The organism is Pseudomonas sp. AU11447, from assembly GCF_001672555.2.
In the GTDB taxonomy this organism is placed as follows: Bacteria; Pseudomonadota; Gammaproteobacteria; order Pseudomonadales; family Pseudomonadaceae; genus Pseudomonas; species Pseudomonas nitroreducens.
This window is the reverse complement of record NZ_LZDG02000024.1, coordinates 99,824-115,613: the sequence shown is the minus strand read 5'-3', so window position 1 is coordinate 115,613 and position 15,790 is coordinate 99,824. Positions and strand designations below refer to the sequence as shown.

General features: G+C 62.5%; 16 protein-coding genes. 1 reads left to right on the top strand and 15 read right to left on the bottom strand.

The features are described 5' to 3' along the window. Window positions 1–121 precede the first annotated feature (121 nt). The 15 genes from rnhB to rpsB form a co-directional block, all read right to left on the bottom strand. Complete coding sequence (gene rnhB / locus A6723_RS06210; RefSeq protein ID WP_054908155.1) at window positions 122–733, bottom strand: ribonuclease HII; 612 nt, start codon at window positions 731–733, stop codon at window positions 122–124. Beyond that, window positions 733–1,875 carry a lipid-A-disaccharide synthase gene (gene lpxB, locus A6723_RS06205; protein ID WP_054908154.1) on the bottom strand — a complete coding sequence of 381 codons (1,143 nt, stop codon included), beginning with the start codon at window positions 1,873–1,875 and terminating at the stop codon, window positions 733–735. The genes rnhB and lpxB overlap by 1 nt, the downstream gene beginning before the upstream one ends. Window positions 1,876–1,877: 2 nt before the next feature. After that, window positions 1,878–2,654 (bottom strand): acyl-ACP--UDP-N-acetylglucosamine O-acyltransferase, encoded by a 777-nt coding sequence (lpxA, locus tag A6723_RS06200; RefSeq protein WP_024766075.1) that lies wholly within the window; start codon window positions 2,652–2,654, stop codon window positions 1,878–1,880. After that, window positions 2,651–3,091, bottom strand: coding sequence for a 3-hydroxyacyl-ACP dehydratase FabZ (gene fabZ, locus A6723_RS06195; RefSeq protein WP_024766076.1), 441 nt, complete (start codon window positions 3,089–3,091; stop codon window positions 2,651–2,653). Before fabZ ends, lpxA begins: the two co-directional genes overlap by 4 nt. A 48-nt stretch (window positions 3,092–3,139) precedes the next feature. After that, entirely contained in the window at window positions 3,140–4,201 is a 1,062-nt protein-coding gene (lpxD, locus tag A6723_RS06190) for a UDP-3-O-(3-hydroxymyristoyl)glucosamine N-acyltransferase (RefSeq protein WP_054908334.1), read from the bottom strand. Beyond that, on the bottom strand, window positions 4,201–4,704 hold the full coding sequence (locus A6723_RS06185; protein WP_054908333.1) for an OmpH family outer membrane protein: 504 nt from the start codon (window positions 4,702–4,704) through the stop codon (window positions 4,201–4,203). Before A6723_RS06185 ends, lpxD begins: the two co-directional genes overlap by 1 nt. A 48-nt stretch (window positions 4,705–4,752) precedes the next feature. After that, entirely contained in the window at window positions 4,753–7,143 is a 2,391-nt protein-coding gene (bamA, locus tag A6723_RS06180) for an outer membrane protein assembly factor BamA (protein ID WP_054908332.1), read from the bottom strand. Between the two features lie 73 nt (window positions 7,144–7,216). Next, window positions 7,217–8,569 (bottom strand): sigma E protease regulator RseP, encoded by a 1,353-nt coding sequence (rseP, locus tag A6723_RS06175; protein WP_054908331.1) that lies wholly within the window; start codon window positions 8,567–8,569, stop codon window positions 7,217–7,219. Window positions 8,570–8,585: 16 nt separating this feature from the next. Further along, on the bottom strand, window positions 8,586–9,776 hold the full coding sequence (gene ispC, locus A6723_RS06170; protein WP_054908330.1) for a 1-deoxy-D-xylulose-5-phosphate reductoisomerase: 1,191 nt from the start codon (window positions 9,774–9,776) through the stop codon (window positions 8,586–8,588). Further along, window positions 9,773–10,588 carry a phosphatidate cytidylyltransferase gene (locus A6723_RS06165; RefSeq protein WP_054908329.1) on the bottom strand — a complete coding sequence of 272 codons (816 nt, stop codon included), beginning with the start codon at window positions 10,586–10,588 and terminating at the stop codon, window positions 9,773–9,775. Before A6723_RS06165 ends, ispC begins: the two co-directional genes overlap by 4 nt. Then, window positions 10,582–11,337 carry a polyprenyl diphosphate synthase gene (uppS, locus tag A6723_RS06160; protein WP_054908328.1) on the bottom strand — a complete coding sequence of 252 codons (756 nt, stop codon included), beginning with the start codon at window positions 11,335–11,337 and terminating at the stop codon, window positions 10,582–10,584. Before uppS ends, A6723_RS06165 begins: the two co-directional genes overlap by 7 nt. Before the next feature lie 16 nt (window positions 11,338–11,353). Continuing rightward, entirely contained in the window at window positions 11,354–11,911 is a 558-nt protein-coding gene (gene frr, locus A6723_RS06155) for a ribosome recycling factor (protein WP_045210004.1), read from the bottom strand. A 1-nt stretch (window position 11,912) separates the two neighbouring features. Continuing rightward, window positions 11,913–12,650 (bottom strand): UMP kinase, encoded by a 738-nt coding sequence (pyrH, locus tag A6723_RS06150; protein ID WP_017521181.1) that lies wholly within the window; start codon window positions 12,648–12,650, stop codon window positions 11,913–11,915. 206 nt (window positions 12,651–12,856) lie between these two features. Continuing rightward, entirely contained in the window at window positions 12,857–13,726 is an 870-nt protein-coding gene (gene tsf / locus A6723_RS06145; protein WP_054908327.1) for a translation elongation factor Ts, read from the bottom strand. 125 nt (window positions 13,727–13,851) lie between these two features. Next, window positions 13,852–14,592 carry a 30S ribosomal protein S2 gene (gene rpsB, locus A6723_RS06140; RefSeq protein WP_054908326.1) on the bottom strand — a complete coding sequence of 247 codons (741 nt, stop codon included), beginning with the start codon at window positions 14,590–14,592 and terminating at the stop codon, window positions 13,852–13,854. Between the two features lie 319 nt (window positions 14,593–14,911). Here rpsB and map point away from each other — a divergent pair, with 319 nt between their 5' ends. Further along, the gene (gene map, locus A6723_RS06135; RefSeq protein ID WP_054908325.1) at window positions 14,912–15,694 is read left to right on the top strand and encodes a type I methionyl aminopeptidase; all 783 of its coding nucleotides are present in this window, start codon (window positions 14,912–14,914) and stop codon (window positions 15,692–15,694) included. Window positions 15,695–15,790 lie beyond the last annotated feature (96 nt).

Here is a 15,790-nt window from a genome sequence, read left to right as displayed (position 1 = left end):
CCCGGATTGTACCGGGGCTGTCCGCAAAGCTACAGGGATCAATCGGCCAGCCGTCGCAGCCGCTGCGTCAACGCACCGGAGAACAGCCTGCCAGGAATATTTTCAGAGTAATAACAGGGTGTTACAGGATGCCGGCGGCGTCTTCGAGCAAAGCGCGCACCGGGCCGAACGAACGGCGATGAATGGGTGTGGGGCCCAGGCGCTTGAGGGCTTCGAGGTGCACGGGAGTGGGATAGCCCTTGTGCCCGCCGATGCCGTAGCCAGGGTACTGCGCTTCCATTTCCTGCATCTCGCGGTCGCGGCTGACCTTGGCCAGGATCGAGGCGGCGGCGATGGCTGGAACCTTGGCGTCACCCTGCACCACCGGCGCCGAAGGGACTTTAAGCTTCGGGCAACGATTGCCGTCGATCAGCGCCAGTTTCGGCGTGACACTGAGGCCTTCCACCGCGCGCTGCATGGCGAGCATGGTGGCATGAAGGATGTTGAGCTGGTCGATCTCGTGGACGTCCGCTCGGGCGATGCACCAGGCCAGGGCTTTCTCGCGAATCTCGTCGAAGAGTTTTTCCCGCTTGGCTTCGGTGAGCTTCTTGGAATCGTTCAACCCGCTGATTGGTCGCGCCGGATCGAGAATCACCGCAGCGGTAACCACGGGACCGCACAGCGGACCACGGCCTACCTCATCGACACCGGCAACCAGCTCTTCGACAAGGGTGAAGTCCAGGCCCATCTGCATCAGCGTTTCTCCATCAGGGCGAGCACCGCCTCGGCGGCCTGCGCTGACGCATCCTGGCGCAGGGCGCGATGGATGGCGTCGAAGGGTTCGGTCTGCACGCTGCCGTCATCGAGCAGCGGCATCAAGGTTGCGGCCAGAGCCTCGGGCGTCGCCGCATCCTGGATCAGTTCCGGCACCAACAGTCGGCCGGCCAGCAGGTTCGGCAGCGAGATGTACGGGCTCTTCACCAGGCGCTTGAGAATGCGGTAGGTCATGGGCGCCACCTTGTAGGCAACGACCATCGGCCGCTTGTACAGCAGCGCTTCCAGCGTGGCAGTACCTGAAGCGATCAGCACAGCATCGCAGGCGGCGAGGGCCTCGTGGGAAGCGCCGTCGAGCAACTGCACCGGCAAGTCGCGGCCGACGAGCATCTCTTCGATCTGCAGGCGACGCTCGGGACTGGCACAGGGCAGCACGAAACGCAGGCCAGGGCGATCCTGGAGCAGGCGCTGGGCAGTATCGAGGAACAGCGCACCGAGCTTGCCGACCTCCCCTCCGCGGCTGCCAGGCAGGAGTGCCACGACGCTGGCGTCCTGCGGCAGGCCAAGGCGCCCGCGCGCACCGGCACGATCAGCCTCCAGCGGGATGGTATTGGCCAGCGGATGGCCGACGAAGCGCACCGGCACCGCATGCTCTTCGTAGAAACGCGCCTCGAAGGGGAAGAGTGCCAGCATCAGGTCGCAGGCTTGCTTGATCTTCAGCACGCGCTTCTGCCGCCAGGCCCAGACCGACGGGCTGACGTAGTGCACCGTGCGGATGCCCGCCTGGCGCAGCTTCAATTCGATGCTCAGGTTGAAGTCCGGCGCATCGATGCCGATGAACACATCCGGCTTCGCCGCGATCAGCATCTGCACCAGGTCCTTGCGCCGGCGCAGCAGTTCGCGCAGGCGTCCGAGGACCTCGAACAGCCCCATGACAGAGAGGCGTTCCATGGGGAAGTGCGACTCCAGCCCTTCGGCCTCCATGCGCGGGCCACCGACACCGATGAACTCGATGTCGGGGTGGCGCTGTCTGAGCGCATGCATGAGGCCGGAGCCGAGGATATCGCCGGACGCCTCGCCCGCGACCAGGGCGACGCGCAGCTTGCGTGCGGTGCTTTGCATGGTCAGCGGGTGATGCCGCGGGTGGAACTCTGGATGGAGTCGCGGAACACCGCGACTTCCGGAAACTGCGCGGAGGCTTCAGCCAGTTCGGCCAGCGCCTCGTCCACCGTCAGGCCCTGGCGGTAGACCACCTTGTAGGCCCGGCGCAGCGCCTGGATCGACTCGGCGCTGAAACCACGACGGCGCAGGCCTTCGAAGTTCATGCTGCGAGCCTCGGCGGGGTTGCCGAAGACTGTGACATAGGCCGGGACGTCCTTGCCGATGGTGGTTCCCATGCCCGAGAAGGCGTGGGCGCCGATACGGCAGAACTGATGCACCAGGGTGTAACCGGAGAGGATTGCCCAGTCATCCACGTGAACATGACCCGCCAGCGCGGTGTTGTTCACCAGGATGCAATGGTTGCCGATCACACTGTCATGGCCGACATGGACGTAGGCCATGAACAGGTTGTGGTCGCCAATGGTGGTTTCCGAGCGGTCCTGGATAGTGCCGCGATGGATGGTGACACCCTCGCGGATCACATTGTGGTCGCCGATCACCAGGCGAGTCGGTTCGCCCTTGTACTTCAGGTCGGGGGTGTCTTCACCCACGCTGGAGAACTGGAAAATCCGATTGTGCTTACCGATCTTCGTGGGGCCTTTGACCACCACATGCGGACCGATCACCGTACCTTCGCCGATCTCCACATCCGGCCCGACCATGGACCAGGGGCCCACTTCTACGTCGTCAGCCAGCTTTGCGCGCGGGTCGATGATGGCGCGAGGATCGATCAAACTCATAGTTTGCGTTCCGCACAGATGATTTCAGCCGAGCATACCGGCTTGCCGTCCACGGTGGCATTGCAGTCGAACTTCCAGATGCCGCGCTTGACGCTGAGGAACTGGGCATTGAGCTGCAATTGATCGCCCGGCAGCACTGGCTGGCGGAAGCGCAGCTTGTCGGAGCCGACGAAGTAGTACAGGGTGCCATCGGCCGGCTTCACGTCGAGCATCTTGAAGCCGAGGATGCCGGCGGCCTGGGCCATGGCCTCGATGATCAGCACGCCCGGCATGATCGGATGCTGCGGGAAGTGGCCATTGAAGAACGGCTCGTTGATGCTGACATTCTTGTAGGCGCGAATGCGCTTGCCTTCGATGTCCAGCTCGACCACCCGATCCACCAGCAGGAAGGGGTAGCGATGAGGCAGGTATTCGCGAATCTCGTTGATGTCCATCATGTTCAGGGGAGCCTGTTCAGAAAAGGGAAACGCCAAAAAATGCGTGGATCACGCATCTGATGGAGCGTCTCCGCTTGGGGTCACGGCGGCCAGACGCTTTTCCAGCTGCTGCAGACGACGGGCCATGTCATCCAGCTGACGAATGCGCGCGGCACTCTTCTTCCATTCAGCCGCAGGCTGCATGGCGGTACCGGAGGAGTAGGAGCCCGGCTCGGTGATTGAGCGGGTCACCATGGTCATCCCGGTGACGAAGACGTTGTCGCAGATCTCGATATGGCCAACGAGGCCGACACCGCCGGCGAGCATGCAGTGCTTGCCGATCTTGGCGCTGCCGGAAATCCCGCAGCAGCCAGCCATGGCGGTGTGATCGCCGATCTGCACGTTGTGGGCGATCATGATCTGGTTGTCCAGCTTCACGCCGTTGCCCACGATGGTGTCGGATAGAGCACCACGATCGATGGTGGTATTGGCGCCGATCTCGACGTCATCACCCAGGGTGACGCCGCCGATCTGCGCGATCTTCTGCCAGACGCCCTGGTGGTTGGCGAAGCCGAAGCCCTCACCACCCAACACCGCACCCGACTGGATCACCACGCGCTTGCCGATGCGCACGTCGTGGTAGAGGGTTACGCGGGGCGCCAGCCAGCCGCCCTCGCCGATCACGCTGCGCGCGCCGACGAAGCAATGGGCACCGATGGTCACGTTGGCGCCGATCTGCGCGCCTGCCTCGACCACGGCATACGGACCGACACTGGCGGAGGCGTCGACCTGCGCACCCTCATCGACCACGGCAGTGGGATGAATGCCAACCGCCGCCTTGGGCTTGCGGTCGAACTGGTGGGACAGACCGGCATACGCCAGGTAGGGGTTGGCAACGACCAGTGCATTACCGGTGAAACCTTCGGCATCGGCCGCCGTCAGCAGGACGGCTCCGGCCTGGCTATCAGGAAGGAACTTGCGGTACTGCGGATTGGCCAGGAAGCTGAGTTGGTCAGCCCCTGCCTCTTGCAAGGTAGCCAACCCGCGAACAACCAAGGCGGGATCGCCGCGCAACTCGGCATCGAGCTGCGCGGCCAGTTCGGCGAGGGTAAAGGACAGCTCGGTCATCATCAGCGCAGTTGGTTCATGCGCTCGATGACTTGGCGGGTGATGTCGTACTGCGGCTTCACGTCGACCACGGCACCACGCTCGACCACGAGGTCAAAACCACCCTTCTTGATGGTTTCCTCAACGGCCTGGTCCAGCTTCGGCTTGAGCTTCTTCAGCATGTCGCGGTCGGCGACAGCCTTGGCTTCGTTCAGCTCCTTGGATTGGAACTGGAAGTCACGGGCCTTCTGCTTGAAGTCGTTCTCGGCCTTGTCACGCTCGGAGGCGGACATTTTGCTGCCACCGTTGACCAGTTTGTCCTGCAGGGACTTGGCATCGGTTTCCAGTGCCTTGAGCTTGGTCAGTTGGGGGCCGAACTTCTTCTCGGCGTCCACGGCGTACTGCTTGGCCGAATCGGACTCGAGGAGTGCCATCTGATAGTTGAGCACCGCGATCTTCATGTCGGCGAACGCGGGGCTCGCTGCCAGGGCGGCGGTGATCAGGACGAACTGGGTCAACTTACGCACAATGCACTCCTGCACAAAGCATGGTTGTCATTACAACGATACGGCCAATTAGAAGGTCTGTCCCAGGGAGAACTGGAAGATCTGGGTTTCGGCGTTGTCCGGCTTCTTGATCGGGGTCGCCAGGCTGAAGCTCAGCGGCCCCAGAGCGGTGATCCAGGTCAGGCCTACACCGGCAGACATCGCCATGTCCTGGAACTTGATGCCATCGCAGCCCTGGGTAGTGGATGTTGGGCAGTCGGTGTCGAAAACGTTACCGATGTCATAGAACAACACGGTGCGCAGTTGGCGCTGATCCTTCACGAAGGGCAGCGGGAACAGCAATTCGGCGCCACCGGTGATCAGGATGTTACCACCGAAGGCTTCCGGATCCTGATCCGGGTCGGTGTAGCGGCCTTTGGAGTCCGGACCGGAAATCACTGCCCCAGTACTTGGATCAGTCACACGGCTGGGTGTGCTGCGCGGACCAAGCGAGCTGTCCTTGAAGCCACGTACCGAGTTGAAGCCACCGGCGTAGTAGTTCTCGTAGAACGGCAGGCGATCGGTGTCGCCGTAGGCGCCGCCATAACCAAGCTCGGTATGGAAGCGCATGGTGTAGTTTTCAGTGAGCGGCGCGAAGATCTGGCCACGGTAGTCGAGCTTGTAGAACGACAGGTCGCTGCCCGGAATGGTGGTTTCCAGCACCAGGCTCTGCGAGTGACCGCGGTTCGCCAGCACACCCTTGTTCAGGGTCGATTCGGACCAGCCGATGGACGCCTTGAAGTTGGTGAAGCTGTCGCCTTCCTTCTCGATGAAATCGAAGATCTCGTCGACGGTATAGGCGCCGGTGTCGATGTCGTCGCGCTGCACGGTCAGGCCGTAGGTCAGGCGCGAGGTCTCGCTGATCGGGTAGCCGATGCTGACGCCGGCACCCAGGCTGTTCACCGAGTAGCTGGAAACGTCAACGTCGAGCTCGTCGTAGTCGGTTTTGCGGTAGAAGGCGTTGTAGCCCAGGCTCACGCCGTCGACGGTCCAGTAGGGGTCGACGAAGCCGAAGTTGTAGCGGGTCTGGTAGTCGGACTTGGTCAGGCCGATGCTGACCTTGTTACCGGTACCCAGGAAGTTGTTCTGGCTGATCGAGCCGCCAAGGATCAAGCCGGCGCTCTGGGCGAAGCCCACGCTGGCGGTGATCGAGCCGGAAGGTTGCTCTTCCACGCTGTAGTTGACATCGACCTGGTCGTCGGTGCCCGGTACCGCCGGGGTCTCGACGTTGACTTCCTTGAAGTAGCCCAGGCGTTCCAGGCGCTGCTTGGACTGGTCGATCAGGTAGGTCGAGGCCCAGCCGCCTTCCATCTGGCGCATTTCGCGACGGAGGACTTCGTCCTCGGTCTTGGTATTGCCACGGAAGTTGATGCGGTTGACGTAGGCGCGCTTGCCCGGGTCGACCACGTAGGTGATCGACACGGTCTTGTTCTCGTCGTTCGGCTCGGGTACGCCGTTGACGTTGGCGAAGGTGTAGCCCTCGTTACCCAGGCGACGGGTGATGAGGTCGGAAGTGGTGGTCATCACCTTGCGGGAGAACACCTGGCCCTTCTTCACCAGCAGCAGCTTCTTCACTTCCTCTTCCGGTACCTTCAGGTCGCCGGAGAGCTTCACGTCGCTGACGGTGTACTTCTCACCTTCGTTGACGTTGACAGTGATGTAGACGTGCTTCTTGTCCGGGGTGATGGACACCTGGGTAGAGGCGATATCCATGTGGATGTAGCCGCGGTCCAGGTAGTAGGAACGCAGGCGCTCCAGGTCGCCGGAGAGCTTCTCGCGGGAGTACTTGTCGTCGTTCTTGAAGAAGGACAGCCAGTTGGTGGTCTTCAGCTCGAACAGGTCGGTCAGGTCCTCTTCGGAGAAGACGGTGTTGCCCACCACGTTGACATGGGCGATGGCCGCCACGGTGCCTTCGTTGATGTTGATCTTCAGCGCGACACGGTTGCGCGGCTGCGGCACCACTTCGGTCTCGATCTCCGCGGAGTAGCGGCCCTGGGCTACGTACTGGCGTTGCAGTTCGTTACGCACGCCTTCGAGGGTGGCGCGCTGGAAGATTTCGCCTTCGGAGAGGCCGGATTGCTTCAGGCCCTTCATCAGGTCTTCGGTGGTGATCGCCTTGTTGCCCTCGATCTCGATGCTGGAGATGGACGGGCGCTCGACCACGTTGACGATCAGCACATTGCCATCACGGCTGAGCTGGATGTCCTGGAAGAAACCGGTCTTGAACAGCGAGCGGGTCGCTTCGACCAGGCGGCGATCATCGATCTGCTCGCCGACGTTCAGCGGCAATGCGGCGAACACGCTGCCGGCAGACACGCGCTGGAGGCCGTTGACCCGGATATCGGAAACAGTGAAGGACTCGGCGTGAACCTGGGCGATCATCAGCGCGGAAAGGGCCGCGGGAAGCAGAAAGCGTTTCATGGAGTCCTTTTATTCCAACTGACAAATAGAGAATCTGCCGCAAAAGGCGGCAGATCCGAAAATCCAATGGCGGTTACAGTCGACTCAGATCGTTGACCAGGGCCAACAACATGACCCCGACTACCAGGCTGATGCCAATCTGCATCCCCCAAGCCTGGACCCGCTCCGACAATGGGCGACCTCGCACCCACTCGACCATGTAGAACAGCAGATGCCCGCCATCGAGGACAGGAATCGGCAACAGGTTGAGAACCCCCAAGCTGATGCTCAGATAGGCGAGGAAATGCAGAAAATCCCCTACGCCGGACTGGGCTGAAGCGCCCGCCACTTTAGCAATGGTTATCGGCCCGCTCAAGTTTTTTACCGAGAGCTGCCCGAGCACCATTTTCTTTAGAGAATCCAGAGTTAGCAGGCTCATGGACCAGGTTCGGGAGAGCGCCTGCCCCACCGCGGCCACCGGCCCGTAACTCACTTCGCGGAGCATTTCCGGCGGCCACTGACCACCGGCGACACCCGCGCCCAGGTAGCCGGTGCGGGCCTTGCCCTCGCCTTTGGCCGCCAGGGTCAGGGCAAGCTCCTGCTTCCGGCCGGCGCGTTCGACCTCCAGGGTCACCTTGCCCTCCGGCATGGCGCGTACACGCGAGACCACTTCTTGCCAATCCGTGACCTGCTGGCCATCAAGAGTGACGATCCGGTCACCGATCTGCAGGCCGGCTGCCTTGGCAGGGCCCTTTTCGTCCAGCTCGGCAATCAGCGGTGCGACAGAGGGTCGCCAGGGCTGGATCCCGAGCCCACCGATGGGATCGGGATTGTCTTCGTTCTTCAGCCAGGAACTGATGCGCACCTGGTGCACTGCGGGAACACTCGAGCCCTTCTCCAGCACCGTGACGCTCAGCTCGCCCGTTTCACCGAGGCGGCGCACCAGTTGCAGGTTGACGCTGCTCCAGCCATCGACGGCTTCGCCGTCCACGGCAACGACTTCCTGGCCGGACGCCAGGCCAGCGACGGCCGCCGGGCTATCCGCCACCACAGAGCCGATGACCGGCTTGATCTGCTGGCTGCCGAGCATGGCCAGCACCCAGAAGAACAGGATGGCGAGTAGGAAATTGGCCACCGGGCCCGCCGCCACGATGGCGATGCGCTGGAACACGGTCTTGCGGTTGAAGGCACGGTCGAGCAGCTCGACGGGAACATCGCCCTCGCGCTCGTCCAGCATCTTCACGTAGCCGCCCAGGGGAATGGCGGCGACAACAAACTCGGTGCCGTGGCGATCATGCCAGCGCACCAGCGGCGTGCCAAAGCCCACGGAGAAGCGCAGGACCTTGACCCCGCAGCGGCGGGCGACCCAGAAGTGTCCGAATTCGTGGAAGGTGACCAATACGCCCAGGGCGACAATCAGTCCCACCACCATATAAAGGGCGCTCATCGCTACCTCCTCGGGCTCAATGCCCGCGCTCCTGCAACCACGCCTGCGCCGCACCGCGTGCACGTCGGTCAGCCACCAGCACCGCATCGAGCGATTCGACCGGTGTGTGCGCCTCGCGGTTCAGCACTTCGTCGATGATAACCGGGATATCCGTGAAGCGGATGCGCCGCTCGAGGAACGCCGCAACGGCCACTTCGTTTGCCGCATTGAGCATCGCCGGCACACTGCCGCCAGCCTCGGCAGCCTGACGCGCCAGGCGCAGGCAGGGGAAACGCTGTTCGTCGGGCGCACTGAAGTCCAGGCGAGCGATGGAGAACAGATCCAGCGGCGAAACACCGGAATCGATCCGCTGCGGCCAGGCCAGCGCATGGGCGATGGGGGTGCGCATGTCCGGATTGCCCAACTGGGCCAGCACCGAGCCGTCAACGTAGTCCACCAGCGAATGAATCACGCTCTGCGGATGGATCACCACCTCGACCTTCGACGGCGCTGCGTCGAACAGCCAGCAGGCCTCGATCAGCTCCAGGCCCTTGTTCATCATGCTGGCCGAGTCGACGGAAATCTTCCGCCCCATCGACCAGTTCGGATGGGCGCAGGCCTGCTCCGGGGAAACATCGAGCAATTGCTCCAGCGGCGTCTCCCGGAACGGACCGCCCGAGGCGGTCAGCAGGATACGGCGAACGCCGACCTGCCCCAGTCCGCGAGCGTAATCCGCCGGCATGCACTGGAAGATCGCATTGTGTTCGCTGTCGATGGGCAGGAGCACCGCACCACTGGCACGCACGGCGTCCATGAACAGGGCACCGGACATCACCAACGCCTCCTTGTTGGCCAGCAATACCCGCTTGCCCGCCTCGACGGCGGCCAGAGTGGGCTTGAGGCCGGCAGCACCGACGATGGCAGCCATCACCGCATCCACTTCAGGATGCGCGGAAACCTCGCAAAGCCCAGCCTCTCCCACCAGCACGCGAGCCTGCAGGCCAGCGGAATTCAGGCGATCCTGAAGGGCCTGCGCCTGCTCCTTCTCCGGCACCACGACAAAGCGCGGACGATGGCGCACACACAGGGCTTCGAGCTCTGCCAGACGGGAAAAGCCGCTGAGGGCGAAGACGCGGTAAAGATCAGGATGACGCCCGATGACGTCGAGGGTACTGAGACCGATCGAGCCCGTCGCCCCCAGCACGGTAATCCACTGCGGATGACTCACGGAGCCCCCCAGCCCACGGCCCACAACAGCGCGGTGAACACCGGAATCGCGGCGGTCAGGCTGTCGATACGGTCCAGCACGCCGCCATGGCCCGGCAGCAGGTTGCTACTGTCCTTGAGGCCTGACTGGCGCTTGAACATGCTCTCGGTGAGGTCGCCGATGACCGACAGGGCTACCACGATGGCCGCACACGGCAGCGCCAGCAGCAGCTCACGGACAGTCCAATCGCGGTAGATGGCGACGACGACGGTGATCGCCAGGCAAAGCGCCATGCCACCGAAGAAGCCTTCCCAGCTCTTGCCCGGGCTGACGCGCGGAGCGAGCTTGCGCTTGCCGAAGGCCTTGCCGGAGAAGTAGGCACCGATGTCGGCGGCCCAGACCAGCACCATCACCGCAACGATCAGCCAGTTGGACAGCGGCCACTGCTTGAGCAGCACCAGGCCCTGCCAGGCCGGCAGCAGGATCAGCAGGCCAATCAGCAGGCGACGCCAGCGGCCGCCCCAGCTTGACGCGCTGTCCGGATAAGTCAGCACCATCACGATCGCCAGCGCCCACCAGAGTAGCGCCAGGACCAGCACGGCGCCTGCCAGTTGCGGAAGCCAGGCCAGCACCAGCATCAACCCGGCAACCACCGCGGCGTAGCCGACGCGGGCGGACTGCTCGTTGTAACCCGCCAGGCGCGCCCACTCCCAGGCTCCCAGACTGACTACCAGGCCAATGAACAGCGAGAACGCCGCACCGTCGAGCAGGAAGAAACCACCCAGCGCGATCGGCAACAGGATCAGCGCCGTGATGATTCGTTGTTTCAACATGAGGGAGGTGCCTCGGCCTCGACCTGCTCACTGGTCTTGCCGAAGCGGCGCTGACGAGAGGCGAAGTCCTGCAACGCAGCCTGCATGGCTTCGTGCTTGAAGTCGGGCCAGTAGAGATCGGAGAAATACAGCTCGGCGTAAGCCAGCTGCCAGAGAAGGAAGTTGCTGATGCGGTGCTCGCCGCCCGTACGGATGCACAAGTCGGGCAACGGCTGGTCGCCGGTGGTCAGGCAACCCTGGATCAATTCCGGGGAAATATCGTCCGGCGTCAGATGACCCGCCTGCACTTCGCGAGCGAGACGCTGGGCGGCCTGGGTGATGTCCCACTGGCCACCATAGTTGGCCGCCACCTGCAGCAACATGCTGGCGCCATTGGCCGTCAGCGCTTCAGCCTCGCGCATCGCCGCCTGCAATTCAGGGGCGAAGCGGCTGCGATCGCCGATGATGCGCAGGCGGATGCCATTGGCGCTGAGCTTGCGAACCTCGCGGCGCAGGGCCATGAGGAACAGCTCCATCAGCGCGCCGACCTCTTCGGCCGGGCGCTGCCAGTTCTCGCTGGAGAAGGCGAACAACGTCAACACTTCGACGCCAGCCTCGGCGCAGGTCTTGATCACCGCACGGACGGCATCCACGCCGGCCTTGTGCCCGGCCACGCCAGGCATCAGGCGCTTCTTCGCCCAGCGATTGTTGCCGTCCATGATGATCGCCACGTGCCGAGGCACGGGCGTCACCTGCTTGGTCTTTTCCATGACGAGAGCCCGGCCGTCAGACGGCCATCAGATCCGCTTCCTTGGCCTCGAGGGCCTTTTCGATCTCGGCGACGAACTTGTCGGTGATCTTCTGCACGTCGTCACCGGCGCGGCGCTCTTCGTCCTCGCTGATTTCCTTCTCTTTCTGCAGGTCTTTCAGTTGGGCCAGCGCATCGCGACGAATGTTACGCACGGAGACGCGAGCCTGCTCGGCCTCGGCACGAGCCTGCTTGGTGAAGCCCTTGCGGGTTTCCTCGGTCAGGGCCGGCATCGGGACGCGAATGGTGGTACCGGCGGTGGCCGGGTTCAGGCCCAGGTCGGAGGTCATGATGGCCTTCTCGACAGCCTGGATCATGCTCTTGTCGAAGACGCTGAGAGCCAGGGTACGGGAGTCTTCTACGGTGACGTTGGCCACCTGGCGCAGCGGCGTGTCGGAACCGTAGTAGGACACCATCACGCTATCCAGGATGCTCGGGTGCGCACGGCCGGTACGAATCTTGGCGAAGGCATGACCCAGGGCTTCCAGGGTTTTGCCCATACGATCCTGTGCTTCCTTCTTGATCTCGTTGATCATCTCAATCCTCCTCGATCAGGGTGCCTTCAGCACCACCTACAACAATATTCAGCAGCGCGCCGGGCTTGTTCATGTTGAACACGCGCAGCGGCATTTTCTGGTCCCGGCACAGGCAGATGGCGGTGAGGTCCATCACACCCAGCTTGCGATCGAGCACTTCATCGTACGTCAGACGTTCGAACTTCTCGGCATTCGGGTCCTTGAACGGGTCGGCAGTGTACACGCCGTCCACCTTGGTCGCCTTGAGTACTACGTCAGCATCTATTTCGATGGCGCGCAGGCAGGCGGCAGAGTCGGTGGTGAAGAACGGGTTGCCGGTACCGGCGGAGAAGATCACCACTTCGCCGCTCTTGAGGTGGCGCATGGCCTTGCGACGATCGTAGTGATCGGTCACGCCGACCATGGAAATGGCGGACATGACGATGGCGGTGATATTGGAACGCTCCAGGGCGTCACGCATGGCCAGGCCGTTCATCACGGTGGCGAGCATGCCCATGTGGTCGCCGGTGACGCGGTCCATGCCCGCCGCGGACAGAGCCGCGCCGCGGAAGAGGTTGCCACCACCGATCACCAGGCCGACCTGCACGCCGATACCGACGAGCTGGCCGATCTCCAGCGCCATGCGGTCCAGCACCTTGGGATCGATGCCGAACTCCTCGGAGCCCATCAGGGCTTCGCCGCTCAATTTAAGAAGAATGCGTTTATAGCGAGGTTGACGAGCGCTCAGCTGCTGAGCCATGACCTTTTTCTCCTGCGGCGATTGAATGCTGTGCGCCTTGTGGGCGCCTTGCGGAAAGCTTGGACCAGCCAGCCTTACGGCGCCTTTAAACCCGCCTGGCGGGCCTGCGCCGTGGAAGCCAGCCCTTTTGGCTTCCCCAGTTTGGCAAAGAGGCCGCGCGCGTTAGCGGGCAGCCTCTTGCGGGGCGACAGTCGTGAGACTGTCTATTACTGCTTGGAAGCGGCTACTTGAGCAGCAACCTCGGCAGCAAAGTCGGCTTCGACTTTCTCGATGCCTTCGCCTACTTCGAAGCGAACGAAGGAAACGATTTCAGCACCGGCTTTCTTGGCTAGGTCACCGACCTTGACTTCCGGATCCTTGACGAACGCCTGCTCGACCAGGCTGGCTTCGGCCAGGAACTTCGAGATACGGCCCTTGACCATGTTCTCGACGATGTTTTCCGGCTTGCCGGCGATCTTGTCGGCGTTCAGAGCGAGGAAGATTTCCTTCTCTTTGGCAACAGCTTCTTCGGAAACCTGCGACGGATCGAGGAACTGCGGGTTGCTGGCAGCGACGTGCATGGCGATATCGCGAGCCAGTTCAGCGTTGCCACCCTTCAGGGTAACCAGAACGCCGATGCGGTGGCCGTGCAGGTAAGCACCCACCACGTCACCTTCTACGCGAGCCAGACGACGGATGTTGACGTTCTCGCCGCACTTGGCAACCAGGGCTTCACGGGCCGGCTCTTGCTCGGCGATCAGCGGGGCAGCGTCGGTCAGTTTCTGAGCAACGGCCTTTTCCAGGCTGGCAGCCACGAAGTTCTTGAAGTCGTCCTGCAGGGCCAGGAAGTCGGTCTGCGAGTTGACTTCGATGATGGTGGCGGACTTGGCATCGTCAGCCACTTTGGCGGCGATGGCACCTTCGGCGGCGATGTTGCCAGCCTTTTTGGCAGCCTTGATGGCGCCGGAAGCGCGCATATCGTCGATGGCTTTTTCGATGTCGCCTTCAGCGGCTACCAGTGCCTTTTTGCACTCCATCATGCCCTGGCCGGTACGCTCACGCAGTTCCTTGACCAGTGCTGCAGTAATTTCTGCCATTTCGAAATCCTCTTGAGTTGCTCTCAAAACCAGATCGCCCGGATACCCGGGCGGAATGTTCGGGGTGGCAAAAAGGGGGCCTAGCCCCCTTCCTGCTCACCGTAGGACGTCTGGACGTCCTGGAATCAGCCTTCGGCGGATTCGGCCGGTGCTTCTTCGACGAACTCGTCAGCAGTCACGCCACCGGCGTTCTTGCCACGCAGTACGGCTTCGGCCATGGAGCCCAGGTACAGCTGTACGGCGCGGATGGCGTCGTCGTTACCCGGGATAACATAGTCAACGCCTTCCGGGCTGCTGTTGGTATCGACGACGCCAATGACCGGGATACCCAGCTTGTTGGCTTCGGTGATAGCAATGCGCTCGTGGTCAACGTCGATAACGAACAGAGCGTCCGGCAGGCCGCCCATGTCCTTGATGCCGCCCAGGCTGCGATCCAGTTTTTCCAGGTCACGGCTGCGCATCAGGGCTTCTTTCTTGGTCAGCTTGGCGAAAGTACCGTCCTGGGACTGAACTTCCAGCTCGCGCAGACGCTTGATCGACTGACGGATGGTCTTGTAGTTGGTGAGCATGCCGCCCAGCCAACGGTGGTCGACGTACGGCATGCCGCAACGGGCAGCTTCTTCACGAACGATCTTGCCAGCGGAACGCTTGGTGCCGACGAACAGGATCTTGTTCTTGCCCTGGGCCAGGCGCTCAACGAAGGTCAGGGCCTCGTTGAACATCGGCAGGGTTTTTTCGAGGTTGATGATGTGGATCTTGTTGCGCGCGCCGAAAATGAACTTGCCCATTTTCGGGTTCCAGTAACGGGTCTGGTGGCCGAAGTGCACACCGGCCTTCAGCATATCGCGCATATTGACTTGGGACATGATAGTTCCTCGATAAGTCGGGTTAGGCCTCCATGCATCCCAACGGCCAACCCTTCGACTGTGTCGCAGGGCACCCAGGCCATCGTGTCGATGCATGTGTGGGTTAATGCCCCGGAATGGCCGTAGCCTCCGGAGCGGGGCGCTTTATACCACAACCTCGCCCAGAACAAAACCCGGGAGGACGCCCGGCACCTCCCCCACCGCCTCGTTCGAGCAGCTCCGTCGGCCGCCCGCGCTTAATAGAAGAGCACCAAATCTGATAGACTTGCGTATTCCTCTTATTTACCCGCGCGTACGCAGCGCCTGATAGAGAAGTCGCATGACCGTCACCATCAAGACGCCCGAAGACATCGAGAAAATGCGCGTCGCCGGCCGCCTGGCCGCCGAAGTGCTGGAAATGATCGGCGAACACGTCAAGCCCGGCGTCACCACCGATGAGCTGGACCGTCTCTGCCACGACTACATCGTCAACGTGCAGAAGGCCATTCCCGCGCCGCTGAACTACAAGGGCTTCCCCAAGTCGATCTGCACCTCGATCAACCACGTGGTGTGCCACGGCATTCCCAACGAGAAGCCGCTCAAGGAAGGCGACATCGTCAACATCGATGTCACCGTCATCAAGGACGGCTACCACGGCGACACCAGCAAGATGTTCTCGGTGGGCAAGACCCCGGAATGGGCTGACCGCCTCTGCCAGATCACCCAGGAATGCCTGTACAAGGGCATTGCGCTGGTCAAACCGGGTGCACGCCTGGGCGACATCGGCGAAGTGATCCAGAAATATGCCGAGAAGAACGGCTTCTCCGTGGTGCGCGAGTATTGCGGCCACGGCATCGGCAAGGTGTTCCATGAGGAGCCGCAGGTGCTGCACTACGGCCGCGCCGGCACCGGCCTGGAACTCAAGGAAGGCATGATCTTCACCATCGAACCGATGATCAACCAGGGCCGCCCGGAAACCCGCCTGCTGGGCGACGGCTGGACCGCCATCACCAAGGACCGCAAGCTGTCCGCGCAGTGGGAGCACACCGTGCTGGTCACCGCCGACGGCTACGAGATCCTGACCCTGCGCAACGACGAAAGCTTCCCGCGCACGCCGGCCTGACCGGAAGCGGTTTGCAATCTCGCCGACGGCTGGGTAGAACATAGAAATCCCGGCCCGGCACAGCTGCCGGGCCTGGCGCCAAGCGCCCAGGCCCGA

Coding starts and splice junctions, on each gene's coding strand:
- bamA (WP_054908332.1), bottom strand. CDS start 7,143: ATGAAACGCTTTCTGCTTCCCGCGGCCCTTTCCGCGCTGATGATCGCC.
- map (WP_054908325.1), top strand. CDS start 14,912: ATGACCGTCACCATCAAGACGCCCGAAGACATCGAGAAAATGCGCGTC.
- pyrH (WP_017521181.1), bottom strand. CDS start 12,650: ATGGCTCAGCAGCTGAGCGCTCGTCAACCTCGCTATAAACGCATTCTT.
- A6723_RS06165 (WP_054908329.1), bottom strand. CDS start 10,588: ATGTTGAAACAACGAATCATCACGGCGCTGATCCTGTTGCCGATCGCG.
- rnhB (WP_054908155.1), bottom strand. CDS start 733: ATGCAGATGGGCCTGGACTTCACCCTTGTCGAAGAGCTGGTTGCCGGT.
- tsf (WP_054908327.1), bottom strand. CDS start 13,726: ATGGCAGAAATTACTGCAGCACTGGTCAAGGAACTGCGTGAGCGTACC.
- fabZ (WP_024766076.1), bottom strand. CDS start 3,091: ATGATGGACATCAACGAGATTCGCGAATACCTGCCTCATCGCTACCCC.
- rpsB (WP_054908326.1), bottom strand. CDS start 14,592: ATGTCCCAAGTCAATATGCGCGATATGCTGAAGGCCGGTGTGCACTTC.
- lpxD (WP_054908334.1), bottom strand. CDS start 4,201: ATGATGACCGAGCTGTCCTTTACCCTCGCCGAACTGGCCGCGCAGCTC.
- uppS (WP_054908328.1), bottom strand. CDS start 11,337: ATGGAAAAGACCAAGCAGGTGACGCCCGTGCCTCGGCACGTGGCGATC.
- rseP (WP_054908331.1), bottom strand. CDS start 8,569: ATGAGCGCCCTTTATATGGTGGTGGGACTGATTGTCGCCCTGGGCGTA.
- lpxA (WP_024766075.1), bottom strand. CDS start 2,654: ATGAGTTTGATCGATCCTCGCGCCATCATCGACCCGCGCGCAAAGCTG.
- frr (WP_045210004.1), bottom strand. CDS start 11,911: ATGATCAACGAGATCAAGAAGGAAGCACAGGATCGTATGGGCAAAACC.
- lpxB (WP_054908154.1), bottom strand. CDS start 1,875: ATGCAAAGCACCGCACGCAAGCTGCGCGTCGCCCTGGTCGCGGGCGAG.